Annotated in this window: 5 protein-coding genes; all 5 read right to left on the reverse strand. The window is 69.5% G+C overall.

Annotation, left to right across the window (positions count from 1 at the left end; genetic code table 11):
• Positions 1–78: 78 nt before the first annotated feature.
• Entirely contained in the window at positions 79–7272 is a 7194-nt protein-coding gene (locus tag AB8998_RS16720; protein WP_369738877.1) for a PE domain-containing protein, read from the reverse strand.
• Between the two features lie 389 nt (positions 7273–7661).
• Positions 7662–9422: a PE family protein gene (locus AB8998_RS16725; RefSeq protein WP_369738878.1), complete on the reverse strand. Its 1761-nt coding sequence runs from the start codon at positions 9420–9422 to the stop codon at positions 7662–7664.
• A gap of 157 nt (positions 9423–9579) precedes the next feature.
• Entirely contained in the window at positions 9580–10683 is a 1104-nt protein-coding gene (locus tag AB8998_RS16730) for a PE family protein (RefSeq protein ID WP_369738879.1), read from the reverse strand.
• Between the two features lie 148 nt (positions 10684–10831).
• On the reverse strand, positions 10832–12478 hold the full coding sequence (locus AB8998_RS16735; protein ID WP_369738880.1) for a PE family protein: 1647 nt from the start codon (positions 12476–12478) through the stop codon (positions 10832–10834).
• Positions 12479–12666: 188 nt separating this feature from the next.
• Positions 12667–14367, reverse strand: a complete 1701-nt coding sequence (locus tag AB8998_RS16740) for a PE family protein (RefSeq protein ID WP_369738881.1) — start codon at positions 14365–14367, stop codon at positions 12667–12669.
• Between the last annotated feature and the right edge of the window lie 365 nt (positions 14368–14732).

Genomic DNA, 14732 nt, shown 5'->3' on the forward strand with positions numbered 1-14732 from the left:
GAATGTTGCCCTGACACAAAGTGGTGCCGGACTCCGTTAGGAGCCCGGCACCACTTCGTTGTCGGGTTCTGGCAGCCCTTACGCGGCGACGCTGATGCCGAGGCTGGCCTGCAGGCTGGCCTCCAAGGAGGCGCCCAGGTCGTTCAGGGCGGCCTCCAGCGAGCCCACGACGGTGCCGCCGGTCTGGGCGAGCCCGTTGAGGGCACCGCCGAGGTCGACGGCCAGGGACTCGGCCGTCTGGAACACCCCCGGGAAGGCCACGCCCACGGTCGCGCCGAGAGCGTCGCCGAGTTCGGTGGCGATGGCCGCGGTGGTGTCCACCCAGATGTTCGCGATGGCGCCACCCGTCTGCCCCAGGCCGTACAGCGCCCCACCCAACCCGCTGACCAGGTTTGCGGTGGTGCTGAGCAGGCCCGTCAGGCCGCCGCGCAGGCCGGCCGTCAGGGCTCCCCCGGCGTTGGCCAGTCCGCTCAGGGCGGCGCCCAGGCTGGCGGCCAGGGCGGCGTTGATCGTCAACGCCAGGTTGGTGTTGAGCAGCGCGCCCAGGCTGGCGGCCAGGTTCTCGCCGGTCTGGATGAGGGCGTTGATGCCCCCACCGAGGTCGGCGGCCAGGGTGCCACCGAGGTTGAGCAGGCCGTTGAGGCCGCCGCTCAGACCGGCCTGGATGGCCGCCTCCAGCGGACCGAGGCCCGCCAGCGAGCCGTTCAGGGCCAGCGACAGGGCGGCGTTCAGTGAGGCACCGAACCCGTTGAGGGCGGCGCCGAGGCTGCCGGTCAGCGCGACCCCGGTCTGCAGCAGCCCGTTCAGGCTGCCACCGAGGTTGGCCGCCAGGTTCGCCCCGGTGTTGATCAGCGAGTTCAGGCCGGTCTGCAGGCTGGCCGCCAGCGAGGCGGGCAGGCCCAGCAGCGCGCTCAGGCCCGCCAGGTTGCCGCTGAGCGCCAACTGCAGCGCCGCACCGAACGACCCACCCAGATTGCCCAGCGCCGCACCGAAGTTGGCCGCGAACGACTCCCCAGTCTGGATCAACCCGTTGAGACCCGCCCCGAACGAATTCAGCAGCGTCGCACCGGTGTTGACCAACCCGTTGAGGCCGCCGGTCAGACCCGCCTGGATCAGCGCGCCCAGCGGGCCCAGGCCCGCCAGCGACCCGCTCAACATGCCCGACAACGCCACACCGAGCGAACCACCCAACCCGTTGAGCGCCCCACCGATGTCGCCGGCCAGCGACGCCCCGGTCTGCAGCACACCGTTGAGCCCACCACCAAGGGTCGCCGCCAGGTTCGCACCCGTGGTGATCAACCCGTTCAGACCCGTCTGCAGGCTCGCCGCCAGCGAGGCCGGCAGACCCAGCAGACCACTCAGACCCGCCAGGTTGCCACTGAGCGCCAACTGCAGCGCCGCACCGAACGACCCACCCAGATTGCCCAGCGCCGCACCGAAATTGGCCGCGAACGCCTCGCCCGTCTGGATCAACCCGTTCAGCCCGGCACCCAGCGTGCTGGCCAGGGTGCCACCCAGGTTGGCCAGGCCCGACAGCCCGCCGGTCAGGCCGCCTTCGATGGCCAGCCCTAGCGGGCCGAGACCCGCCAGCGACGCGTTCAGGGCGGCGTAAAGGTTCGCGCCTACCGAACCGCCGAGGCCGTTGAGTGCCACACCGATGTCGGTGGCCAGGCCCTCGGCGGTGTGTACCAGCACGTTGAGTCCGGCACCGAGGTTGCCCGCGAGGGCTCCGCCGACGTTGGCCAGGCCGTTGAAGCCGGTCTGCAGGGTGGCGGCCAGCGAGGCCGGCAGGCCCAGCAGCGCGCTCAGGCCCGCCAGGTTGCCGCTGAGCGCCAACTGCAGCGCCGCACCGAACGACCCACCCAGATTGCCCAGCGCCGCACCGAAGTTGGCCGCGAACGACTCCCCGGTCTGGATCAACCCGTTGAGACCCGCCCCGAACGAATTCAGCAGCGTCGCACCGGTGTTGACCAACCCGTTGAGGCCGCCGGTCAAACCCGCCTCGATGACCGCGCCCAGCGGGCCCAGGCCCGCCAGCGACCCGCTCAACATGCCCGACAACGCCACACCGAGCGAACCACCCAACCCGTTGAGCGCCCCACCGATGTCGGCGGCCAGCGACGCCCCGGTCTGCAGCACACCGTTGAGCCCACCACCAAGGGTCGCCGCCAGGTTCGCACCCGTGGTGATCAACCCGTTCAGACCCGTCTGCAGGCTCGCCGCCAGCGAGGCCGGCAGACCCAGCAGACCACTCAGACCCGCCAGGTTGCCACTCAGCGCCAACTGCAGCGCCGCACCGAACGACCCACCCAGATTGCCCAGCGCCGCACCGAAATTGGCCGCGAACGCCTCGCCCGTCTGGATCAACCCGTTCAGCCCGGCACCCAGCGAGGTGGCCAGCGTCGCGCCGGTGTTGAGCAGGCCGTTGAGGCCGCCGCTCAGACCCGCCTGGATCAGCGCGCCCAGCGGGCCGAGACCGGCCAGTGAACCGCTCAGGGCGAGCGACAGGGCCCCGCCCAGCGAGGCGCCGAAGCCGCTGAGCGCCCCGCCGATGTCGCCGGCCAGCGAGGCACCGGTCTGCAGGGCGGCGTTGAGGCCGGCCCCCAGCGAGGTGGCCAGAGTCGCGCCGGTGTTGACCAGCCCGTTCAGACCCGTCTGCAGGCTCGCCGCCAGCGACGCGGGCAGACCCAGCAGACCACTCAGACCCGCCAGGTTGCCGCTGAGCGCCAACTGCAGCGCCGCACCGAACGACCCACCCAGATTGCCCAGCGCCGCACCGAAGTTGGCCGCGAACGACTCCCCGGTCTGGATCAACCCGTTGAGACCCGCCCCGAACGAATTCAGCAGCGTCGCACCGGTGTTGACCAACCCGTTGAGGCCGCCGGTCAAACCCGCCTCGATGACCGCGCCCAGCGGGCCCAGGCCCGCCAGCGACCCGCTCAACATGCCCGACAACGCCACACCGAGCGAACCACCCAACCCGTTGAGCGCCCCACCGATGTCGGCGGCCAGCGACGCCCCGGTCTGCAGGGCGGCGTTGAGGCCGGCCCCCAGCGAGGTGGCCAACGTCGCACCGGTGTTGACCAGCCCGTTGAGACCCGTCTGCAGGCTCGCCGCCAGCGAGGCCGGCAGACCCAGCAGACCACCCAGGCCCGCCAGGTTGCCACTCAGCGCCAACTGCAGCGCCGCACCGAACGACCCACCCAGATTGCCCAGCGCCGCACCGAAATTGGCCGCGAACGCCTCGCCTGTCTGGATCAACCCGTTGAGGCCGGTCCCCAGCTCGGCGGCCAGCGTCCCGCCCAGGTTGGCCAGGCCGGAGAAGCCGCCGCTGAGGCCGGTCTCGATGGCCACGCCCAGCGGGCCCAGGCCCGCCAGCGAGCCGCTCAGCCCGGCCGAGACGGCCAGACTCAGGGAGCCACCCAGGCCGTTCAGCGCGCCGCCGACGTCGGCGGCGAGCGAGGCGCCGGTCTGCAGCAGCCCGTTCAGCCCGGCACCCAGGGTGGTCGCCAGGGCCACACCGGTCTGGAACAGGTTCGGGAACGTCACGCCGAGGCTGGCGGCCAGCGCGTTGGTCAGCGCGGCGCTGATCTGCGCCGCGGCGTTGGCCCAGATGGCCCCGAGGTTGGCGCCGGTCTGCAACAGCGCGTTCAATCCGCCGCCGAGCTCGGCGCCCAGCATCGCGCCCGTGTTGAGCAGGCCGGTGAAGCCGGTCTGCAGGCTGGCTACCAGCGAGGCCGGCAGACCCAGCAGGGCGCTCAGACCGGAAAGGTTGCCGCTGATCGCCAACTGCAGCGCCGCGCTCAGCGACCCGCCGAGCCCGGACAGGGCACCACCGAGGTTGGCCGCGAACGACGCCCCTGTCTGCAGCAAGCCGTTGAGCCCGGCGCCCAGGGTGGTGGCCAAGGTGGCGCCGGTGTTCAACAGATCCGACAGGCCGCCGCTGAGGGCGCCACTCAGGGCCGCGCCCAGCGGGCCCAGCCCGGCCAACGAACCGCTGAGGGCGAGCGACAGGGCCGCGTTCAGCGAGCCGCCCAGGCCTGAGAGGGCCGCGCCGAAGTCACCGCCCAGCGAAAGCCCGGTCTGCAGCAGACCGTTGAACCCGGCGCCCAGGCCGTTGAGCAGGGCGCCGCCGGCGTTGAGCACGCCGTTCAGGCCGGTCTGCAGGCTGGCCGCCAGCGAGGCCGGCAGGCCGAGCAGGCCACTGAGCCCAGTGATGCCGGCGTTGAGACTGGCGTTCAGGCCCGCGCTCAGCGACGCACCCAGGTTGCCCAGTACCGCACCGAAGTTGCCCGCCAGCGATGCGCCCGTCTGCAGCAGGCCGTTGAGGCCGGTACCCAGCTCGGTCGCCAGCATCCCGCCGGTGTTCAGCAGGCCGTTCAGGCCGCCGCTGAGCCCCGCCTCGATCAGCGCACCCAGCGGGCCCAGACCCGCCAGCGAACCGCTCAGGCCGAGCGACAGCGCCGCGTTCAGCGACACACCCAGGTTGTTGAGCGCGGCGCCGAAGTTGCCGGCCAGCGACGCCCCGGTCTGCACCAGCGCGCTCAGGCCGCCGCCGAGGCCGTTGAGCAGGGCGCCGCCGGCGTTGAGCACGCCGTTCAGGCCGGTCTGCAGGCTGGCGGCCAGCGAGGCCGGCAGGCCGAGCAGGCCACTGAGCCCGGTGATGCCGGCGTTGAGACTGGCGTTGAGGGCCGCGCTCAACGACCCACCCAGGTTGCCCAGCGCCGCACCGAAGTTGCCGGCCAACGACGCACCCGTCTGCAGCAGCCCGTTCAGGCCGGCGCCCAGCTGGGTCACCAGCATGCCGCCGGTGTTCAGCAGGCCCGACAGGCCGCCGGTCAGGCCGGCTTCCAGGAGTGCCCCCAGCGGACCTAGGCCGGCCAGCGAACCACTCAGCAGGCCCGAGAGCGCCAGGTTGAGGGAGCCGCCCAGGCCGTTCAGGGCCCCGCCGATGTCGGCGGCCAGCGACACCCCGGTGTCCAGTAGCCCGTTGAGGCCCCCGCCGAGGTTCGCCGCCAGATTCGCGCCGGTGTTGAGCAGGCCGTTGAAGCCGGTCTGCAGGCTGGCCGCCAGCGAGGCCGGCAGGCCCAGCAGGGCGCCAAGACCCGAGAGGTTGCCGCTGATGGCCAGCTGCAGCGCCGCGCCCAGCGAGCCACCCAGGCCGGTCAGGGCCGCACCGAAGTTGGCCGCGAACGACTCGCCGGTCTGGACGAGCGCGTTCAGGCCCGCACCCAGCTCGCCGGCCAGCGTCGCCCCGGTGTTGGCCAGCACCGACAGCCCGCCGGTCAGGCCGGACTCGATGGTCAGCCCCAGCTGACCGAGCCCGGCCAGCGAACCACTCAGCGCGGCCGACAGCGCGGCGTTCAGGGAGCCGCCCACCCCGTTGAGCGCCGCGCCGATGTCGCCGGCCAGCGACGCACCGGTCTGCACCAGGACGTTCAGCCCGGCCCCCAGGTTGCCGGCCAGGGCCTCACCGACGTTGAGGAGCCCGTTCAGGCCGGTGCCCAGGCTGGCCGCGAGCGAGGCCGGCAGGCCCAGCAGCGCGCCGAGGCCGGCCAGGTTGCCACTCAGGGCCAGCTGGAGCGCCGCGCTGAACGACCCACCCAGATCGGACAGCGCCGCGCCGAAGTTGGCCGCGAACGACGCACCGGTCTGCAGCAGCGAGTTCAGGCCGGCACCGAGGTCACCGACCAGCGCGGCGCCGGTGGTCAGCAGCCCGTTGAGGCCACCGGTCAGGCCCGCCTGAATGAGCGCACCCAGCGGGCCGAGACCTGCCAGCGACCCGCTCAGGGCACCCGAGAGCGCCACGCTGAGCGAGCCGCCCAGCCCGTTGAGCGCCCCACCGATGTCAGCGGCCAGCGACACCCCGGTCTGCAGCAACCCGTTCAGGCCCGCACCGAAGTTGGCCGCCAGGTTCGCGCCGGTGTTGATCAGCCCGTTGAGGCCGGCACCGAGGCTGGCGGCCAACGACGCCGGCAGACCGAGCAGCGCACCAAGGCCGCTCAGGTTGCCGCTGAGCATCAGCTGCAACGCCGCGTTCAGCGATCCACCGAGCCCGCTGAGCGCGGCGCCCAGGTTGGCCGCGAACGACTCGCCGGCCTGCAGCGCGCCGTTCAGCCCGGCACCCAGTTCGGACACCAGCATCCCGCCGGTGTTCAGCAGCCCGTTGAGGCCTCCGCTCAGACCGGCTTCGATGAGCACGCCCAGCGGGCCCAGGCCGGCCAGCGATCCGCTCAGCATGGCCGACAATCCGACGTTGAGCGAGGCACCCAGGTCGTTGAGCGCCGCGCCGATGTCACCGGCCAGCGACGCCCCGGTCTGCAGGAGCCCATTCAGGCCGGTACCCAGGCTGGCCGCGAAGATGCCACCGGTATTCAGCAACCCGTTGAGGCCGGTCTGCAGGCTGGCGGCCAAGGAAGCCGGCAGGCCGAACAGGTTGGCCAGGCCGGTCAGCGAACCGTTGAGGCCGGCATTCAGCGCCGCGCTCAACGACCCGCCCAAGTTGTTCAGCGTCGCGCCCAGGTTGCCGACCAGCGATCCCCCGGTCTGCAACGCGGCGTTCAGGCCGGCGCCCAGGTTCGCCAGGCCGCTCAGCCCGCCGGTGAGGCTGGCCGACAACGACGCGCCCAGCTCGGCGGCCAAGCTGCCGTTCAACAGAGTGTTGAGGGCCGCCCCGGCCTGGGCGCTCAACCCGGCGCCGAGGGTCGACAAGGCGGCGCCACTGCTTTCCAGGGCCGTGCCGAGGTTCACGATGGCGTTGCCGGTCTGGACCAGGCCCGCCCCGACGCCTTGCAGCAAGGCGCCACCGGTTTGCAGGAAGAGCCCGCTGGCCCCGGCGCCGATGGCCGTGCCCAGGGCAGCGCCGATGCTGCCCGCCAGCCCCGCGTTGATGCTCGTCGACAGCGCCCCGCTGATGTTGGCGCCCAGCCCGGACAGCGCGGCGCCCAGATCCGCGGTCAGGGAGCCGCCGCCCTGCAACAGCGCGGCACTGTTGGCGACCTCAGCGCCCACATACGCGGCCGCGCCGCTGCTCATCGTGCTGACGAACTCGTTGTGGAAGGCCGCCACTTCAGCGTTCAGGGTCTGATACTGCTGGCCGAATTCGCCGAACAGCGATGCGATCGTTTGCGACACCTCATCCTGGGCGGCAGGCATCAACGCAGTCGTAGGGCCGGCTATCGCCGAGGCGACCTCGTCGAGGGCCGAACGGATGCCCGCAAGATCCTGGGCTGCAGCTTCTACGAGGTCCGGCACCGCGATAACGAACGACATGTCCATCTCCCCACGACAAATGAACGAAATGTGACTCCAAGAGCCCGAATCACCCCTAGGTGAATCGAAGCCTAGCGGGGCCTCACCTGGGTAAAGCGAAAACGGGTGTTTTCAGAAGGTTGGCGCTCGCCCCTCAGCAGCGAATTCGACGCCGGCCGACGAACCGAAATCGCAGCCTTCCCTTGGGATCAGCGGTCCGGGTGAGCATCAGGTGAGATTTATCTCATACCAGAAGCGAAAGCGGCAGCCGTTTGCCGAAGAACCGAAACCGTTCCTGTCAAACGCGCGCCGAATAAGGGCGCCACCCTCGTCGCTATCTTCGCCGAAATCCCCTCCAGGGCGCTATCTTTCATAGGCTATGTGAAAATCTGACCGAACCGGACCCCGGTCTAGAGAGGCAGCGAGATCAGTGGCGCCGGTGACGCCGATGCGCCGATCGCCTGGGCCAGTTGCTCGGGCGCGTAGTTCACCAGGAAGGGCAGCAGGCCGGAGAAGGGCGTGCCGCCGACGCCGAGGTCGAGCACCACCGGGCCGACCCCGATGCCGTTGAGCAGAGTGGAGATCGTCACCGTCGCGCTGTAGTAGCCGGGCGGGACGAGCAGCCCGTCCAGCGGCAGGTTGCCGACGGCGCTCACATTCGCTATGTCGCCGACTGCAGATCCCGTGATGTTCGACAGGCTCAGCGCGTAGGGGAATGTCGCCTGGCCGTTGAGGAAGCCGTTGGCAATGACCGCCGGCGCGTCGATGAGGGCGACGATCGCACCCCCGGGGTCCCCGGCCTGCAGCGCGGCGGTGAAGGCCGCGGCGCTGGAACCGGCCGCCTCCAGCATGCTGACCGGCGGCCCCAACAAGGCGACGCCGAACACCACCGGTAACCCGACGACGTCGTTCAAGGTCGCGCTGACGGGCGGGACCAATCCTTGTTGCAGAAGCGAGACATCCAGGTAGGGGGTGATGCTCGTGTTCGTCGCCAACTGGACGACATTGGTCATGTTCTGTGCGATGTGGCCCGGGATGGCCGAGATCGGTGTCAGGGTGGGCCCGACGCCGGAGAAGACGTTCTGCAATCCGGTTTCCACATCACTGAGCCCGGCGGAGTAATTGCCGGCCGAGAAAGCCTGTGCTGCCGCCTGGAAGGCCGTGGGCAGGGCCGCCGCGTGCGCCTCGACGGATTGGGCAGCGTTGCCGAAGGCCGTCGCAACGGTCTGGGCGTAGCCCATCTGGTTGGTGATGAACTGGCGCAGGAACGGGAAGGGATCGGCCAGCCAGGTCGCCCCGAGGTTCTGCAGGTTGTTCCAGGTGTTGTAGAAGAGCTCTTCGTACGGGCCGGCGATGCCGGCGAAGTAGGGTCCCGCATCGCCGATGTTGATGTGCACCAGCCCGGGCAGCAGTGAATTCGTCAGCCCTGTCAACGAGTTCCCAAGGCCGCTGAGGAGATTGGGCAGCCCCGGAAGAAGCGCACCGATGGTGCTGCCGAGCGAGCCCAGGTTGCCAAGCCCGCCGAGAATCCCGGTGAGACCGCCGGTGCCGCCCGTAAGTCCGCCAAGAAGGTCACCGAGCAGCCCGTTGCTACCGGTGAGACCGCCGAGCAAGCCACCACTACCGGTCAGACCACCCAGGAGCCCACCGCTACCGGTCAGACCACCCAGCAGGCCGCCGCCACCGGTAAGACCGCCGACCACGCCGGTCAGCCCGCCGGAGCCTCCGCTGCTCGTGCCGGCGAGGCCACCCAGGAGACCGCCGAGCAGGCCGCCGGCAGCTGGGGTGCCGGCGCCGGCCGCGGCCGTGCTACCGAGACCCGGCGCGCCACCGAGTCCCAGCACCGCCTGGGCGGGCGCGGTGACCGCGTTCGCGAGCGTCTGCTCGGCGTTGGCGAACTCCGTGCTGAGGTACGCACCGGCACCGACGTTGATCACGTTGACGAACTCGGCATGGAACGCTTGCGCCTGGGCGCTCAGGGACTGGAACTCCTTGCCGAAGTTGCCGAACGTCGCCGCAACGGCCGCGGACACCTCGTCGCCGGCCGCGGGGACCACCCCGGTCGTGGGCGTCGCAGTGGTCGTAAGCGCCTCGGCCAACACCGACCGGATTCCCGCCAGATCTTGGGCTGCCGCCTGGATCGCTTCCGGCACCGTCACCACAAACGACATATTTGCTCCCCATCGATGTAACAGCGCTGCATCCGATGGCCGTCAAGGCAAATTCGACCTTAATGGACCTTCAATATGCCATTGCCGACAACTCTCGTTTTCGTGAACCGCCCGGGCACGGGAGCAGCACGCCCTCGTCCGTAATAAGTTGTGCGCCTTAGCTTTCGAACGCCATCGCAAGAAGTTGGGGCGTGTACTCCGCCAGCGCGGGAATGAGGCCGCCGACGGGTGGGCCGCTGATGGCGACGGTCTGCAGCAGCGACGAACCCTGCAGTGTCGCCGTCGCCGAAAAGGGTCGAAGCGGGGCGAGCAGACCGCTGAAGGGAACCTCGGCGACCGCCGGCACTCCGGCGAGCGGCAACCCGACCGGCACCGTCACCTCGCCGTTGAGGAAGGCGTTGGCGATGTTGGCCGGAGCGCCGACGAGCGTGGTGAACGCCCCGATCGGGTTTCCGGCTTGCAGCGCACCGAAAAACGCTGTGGTGCTTGACTGCATCGCCAGCGCTGCGTTGACCGGCGCGCCCAGCGCGTCGAACGCCAGCAGCTCTGGCAGACCGACCCCGATCGCCAGCGACGCATTGGTCTGCGTCAAAGACGTGACCGTCACCGAGATCGGGTTGACGACGTCGCCGAGGACGTTGGCGGTGCCCAGCGCGAGTCGCGCGGGGATGGCCAGGAGCGGCTGCAGGTTTCCGCTCGCCACCGAGGTCAAAAGCTGCTGCGGGCTGCCGAATTGGGTGGTGAACGCCTGCGCCAGGGCGGGCTCGGTCACCGATGTCCAAGTGGTGCCGATGCTTTGCAGGTTCGCGTTGGTATTGGCGAGCAGGCTTTCATACGGGGCGAGGAGCGAGTTGGCGGACGCGGCCGTATTCGCGATGGCGCCCTGGCCCGCGTTCTGTTCGGCGGCCGCGGCGCTGGACTGGACGGCCAACATCGCCCTCGCGGGCGCGTTCACCGCGGCGGCCAGGGTTTGCTGGACGTTGGCCGCCTCGGTGGCGGCGTAAGCGGTCGCGCCGGAGTTCAGCAAATTGACGAACTGCTGATGAAACGCCTGTGTCTGGGCGCTGATCTCTTGGTATTCCTGACCGAAGGCGCCGAACAGCTGCGCCACCGAAGCCGAGACCTCGTCCTGGGCCGCGGCCACCACGCCCGTCGTGGGAGCCGCGATCGTCGCGCTCGCCTGGCTCAGCGTCGAATGAATGCTCGCGAGGTTTTGTGCTGCCGTCGCCACCACGTCTGGCGCCGCGACCACAAACGACATCTGCCTCTCCCATCCACCGTTGACCGCGCGAAACCTGGGAAGCTTGAGACTACTGTGATCGCACTCACATGTCTGCGGAAACCATAATTCTCGTATGTGTTTGCCCGGCGTGAACTCGGGGGGCCTGCAGCAGGCGTTCGGTAAGCCGTTAACCTGCGCCGATGGCCAGCGCGAGTTGTTCGGGCGCGTAGATCAGCAAACCGGTGGCGAGTCCGCTGAGCGGGGTGCCGCCGACGGCGGTGGTGATCGGCCCGACGAGGGGCACGGTGACCGTCGCGGTGTACGGCGTGGGCGGGACGAGGATGCCGTTCAGCGGGAGGTTGAGGACCGCGGGGTTGCCCGAGACTTCGAACGCGATGGGCAGCGTCGACTGGCCGTTGAGGAAGGCGTCGGTGACGACGGCCGGTGCGTCGACCAACGCGGTGGCCGCCCCCGACCAGTTGCCGGTTTGCACCGCGCCGACGAACGCCGTGGTACTGGCCCCGAAGGCGTTCGCCGCGTCGACGGGCGCCCCGATCGCATCAAGCGCGAGCGCGGTCGGCAGCCCCGCGGTGGCAGTGAGCGAGAGCGTCGCCGACGGAGGAATGATGGTCGTTTTGAGCAGGACGTTCGCGACGAGCGAGGTATCCGCGACGGTGTCGAGCACGTTGGTCAGATTCTGGGTGATCTGCGCCGGGATCGAGCCGGCCGGCAACAGGCTGGTGAGGTACTCGGTCCGCATCCCCGGAACGGCGAGGATGGGCGACAGATCCGCCAGGGCGCCCGTCAGGCGGACGTCGGCGATCAGCGGCCCAGGGGGAAAGCTTCCGGTGGTCGAGACGTCGACGCCGGTGACGAACAGATTCGCGAAGCCCTGCTGCAGGTCGCTCACCGCGCCGTTGATGTCACCGGCCGCCAGGGCCTGGAAGGCCGATTGGAGGGCCGTCGGCAATTGCTGCAGTCCGATGCCGAAGTCGTGGGCGGCGTTCTGCAGGGAGGTGGCCCAGATCTGGGTGTAGGCAATCTGGTTGGCGACGAACTGCTGGACGTAGGGCGCCGGGTTGAAGGCCAGCAGTGCCTGGACCGCCGCGTGGATGTTGGCGGGCAGGTTGGCCAGCACCGTCGGGAAGTTCTGGACGACGTACGCGATGTCCGCCGCGATCGCCTGCGCGTAGCCCGTCTGGTTGACCAGGCACTGGTGCAGGAACGGCGCGGGGTTGGCCAGCCAGGTGCCGCTGAGGATCTGCAGGTTGGCGACCGTGTGGTTGAACAGCGCCTGGTACGGAGCGGCGACGGTGGCCAGGCCGGTGCCCGCGCCGGCCTGTAGCAGCCCGGGCGTCAGGGCGGCGATGCTGCCGGACACGGTCTGCAGGCCGGAGCCGAGTTGACCGGAGAGCACCGAGACCGCGCTGCCGTTCTGCACAGCGGTCAGGGCTCCCCCGACGGTTCGGCCCACCGACGTGCCGCCGAGGAGCGAGGCGGCGGGCGCCGCACCGGCGCCGCCGTTCACCGCGCCCAGCAGGTTCTGCCCGGCATTGGTGGCCTCGGTGCCGAGGTAGGCCCCGGCGCCGGCGTTCAGCAAAGCGACGAACTGCTCGTGAAAGGCCTGCGCCTGTGCGCTGACCGACTGGTATTGCCGACCGAAGGCGCCGAAGGCCGCCGCGATCCCGGCGGACACCTCGTCTTCGGCTGCCGCCACGATCCCGGTGGTCGGCGCCGCGGCCGAGGCCGTGGCCTGGGCCAGCGACTCGTGCAGACCCGCCAGGCCTTGCGCTGCCGCCCGGACCGAGTCCGGCGCCACGAGTACATACGACATGTCCGTCTCCCACCGACTCGATCGACGGTCACCCGACGGTCGTCGAGGCAATGTGAGCGTAGTCACACCCGCAGGGCGTGCGCGGCAAATTCGACAACTCCGTGGCGCCGCGCCCGTCCGGGACCGAAACACGTTGGAGACGAGGAAGCGGGACGCCGGCTGACCGACGCCCCGCCTCTGCGTGAAAGCTACGGCGTGATGTCCGCGGCCAGCAGCGACTGCCAGTACTGCAGGGCCGGGATGATGCCGCCGATCGGCGTGCCCGGAAGCGGGCCTCCGCCGCCGGTGAGTTCAAGCGAACTCAACGGGGTGAGCAGCCCGCCCAAAGGAAGCTGAGCCGTTTGCGTGATAGGCGGGAAGGAGCCCGCACCCGTGAGGTCCACGGTGAGCGGCGGCAGGGCTACCAACGTCTGCCCGTTGAGGACACCGTTGGCGAGTACCGCCGGAGCGTCGAGGACAGCGGCGATGGCGCCCGAGACGTTCCCGGCCTGCAACGCTCCGCCGAACGCCGCCGCACTGGACTCGATCGCGCTGAACGCGTTGACCGGCGCGCCGATCCCGTCGAAGACGAGCTGCAACGGCAGCCCGAAGGTGATGGCAAGGTCTTGCGAGTTGAGCGTCGACCCGAAGTTCGTGAGCGTCGAGAGCACGTTGGTGAAGTTCTGCGAGATCTGTGCGGGGATGGTGCCGGCGGGCAGCAGATTGGTGAAGTCCTGCGCCAGCTGCCCCGGGATGGCCAAGACCGGCAGCAGGTCGCCCAACGAGCCGGTCGGGATGATCGGGAATTCGGCGGATACGACCCCGAAATCAGCTAACGGAACCGACAGGGGCCCGAAACCCGGCAGGACGATGCCCTGCAGGCCCGACCCGATGGCGTCCAGGGCGCCCTGGAAGTTCCCGGCCATCAGGTCCTGAGCCGCGGTTTGGAAGGCCGCGGGCAAGCCGGCGAAGCCGGTGCCCAGGTCGAGGACGGCTTGCGTCAGGCCGGTCACGATCGTCTGCGTGTAGGTGATCGTGTTGTTGATGAATCCCTGCAGGTAGGGCACGGGGTTGAAGGACAAAAGCCCCTGCACGGCGGCCTGGATGGTCGCCGGCAGGTTGGCCAACTCGGTCGGCAGGTTCACGAGACCGTTTCCGATCGCCGTGGCGATCGTCTGCGCGTATCCGATCTGGTTGGTGATCAACTGATGTGCGAAGGGGAACGGGTTGGCCATGAACGTGTTCCCGATGCTCTGCAGGTTGGCGACGGTGTTGTTGACCAGCGCCTCGTACGGGCCCGCGATCTGGTTGGCGAAGACGTTCGCGCTGGTGACCAGCCCCGGCACACCGCCAGTGGCGAGGGCCTGGAACTGGTTCCCGAAACCGGTGACGGCCTGCGAAACCCCTTGCGCGCCCGTCTGAAGCGCACCCGTCACGGATGCGGGCGCACCCAGGATGGCCGAGGAGACCGCGCTGATATCGGCCTGCACCGCGCCCACGGCACCGTTCAGGTCGGCAACGATCGACGCGCCGAATTGCCCGACGGCCGCCTCGACACCGCCGAGGGACCCGCCCAGAGTTCCGCCGATGTTGCCGACGATGCCGCCGCTGAGCAGCGTCTGCCCGGCGTTGACGGTTTCGGCCGCCGCGTAGGCACCCGCACCGGCGTTCATCATCTCCACGAACTGTGCATGGAACACCTGCGCCCGGGCGCTCAGCGCCTGAAACTCCTGGCCGACGTTGCCGAACAGCGAAGCGACCGCGAGCGATACCTCATCCTGCGCCGCGCTGGCAATCCCTGTGGTGGGAAACGCCGCGGTCGACGTGGCCTCGGCCAGCGACGAACGAATACCGGCCAGTTCGGAGGCTGCGCTCTCCACCAGGTCCGGTGTCGCGATCACAAACGACATATCAATCTCCTTGACTCAGTGCGCCATGACCAGCGGCCGACCCGCTGTTAGACGTGAGGGTAATTCAACAGATACTACTTGTGGGTAATATTTGCTCAATTTTCTCGCGAAAGCATGAAAAATATTGTCGGATACAGTTTTACGGCACGCCGAGGCCACCACTGCCGGTTGCGGGTGCGTGCTTTCCATGCCCTGCCCGGGAAGAGATGACCAACGGTCGTCCGAGCGAGCATTGATATTACCCACAAGTACATTACTTGCAAGTAAGGAGCCCTGGCGTCGCCGGCCCACGCCGGAAACCGGGGGCATGACCGCCGCCCGAGCAAGCGCGGATACCGACCCGCTCGCCGGCCCTCGCAACGACA

Source organism: Mycobacterium sp. HUMS_12744610, assembly GCF_041206865.1.
Classification (GTDB): Bacteria; Actinomycetota; Actinomycetes; order Mycobacteriales; family Mycobacteriaceae; genus Mycobacterium; species Mycobacterium servetii.

Bases quoted from the DNA above. Each gene is read 5' to 3' on its own strand.
- AB8998_RS16720 (WP_369738877.1), bottom strand. From the start codon at position 7,272: ATGTCGTTCGTTATCGCGGTGCCGGACCTCGTAGAAGCTGCAGCCCAG.
- AB8998_RS16725 (WP_369738878.1), bottom strand. From the start codon at position 9,422: ATGTCGTTTGTGGTGACGGTGCCGGAAGCGATCCAGGCGGCAGCCCAA.
- AB8998_RS16730 (WP_369738879.1), bottom strand. From the start codon at position 10,683: ATGTCGTTTGTGGTCGCGGCGCCAGACGTGGTGGCGACGGCAGCACAA.
- AB8998_RS16735 (WP_369738880.1), bottom strand. From the start codon at position 12,478: ATGTCGTATGTACTCGTGGCGCCGGACTCGGTCCGGGCGGCAGCGCAA.
- AB8998_RS16740 (WP_369738881.1), bottom strand. From the start codon at position 14,367: ATGTCGTTTGTGATCGCGACACCGGACCTGGTGGAGAGCGCAGCCTCC.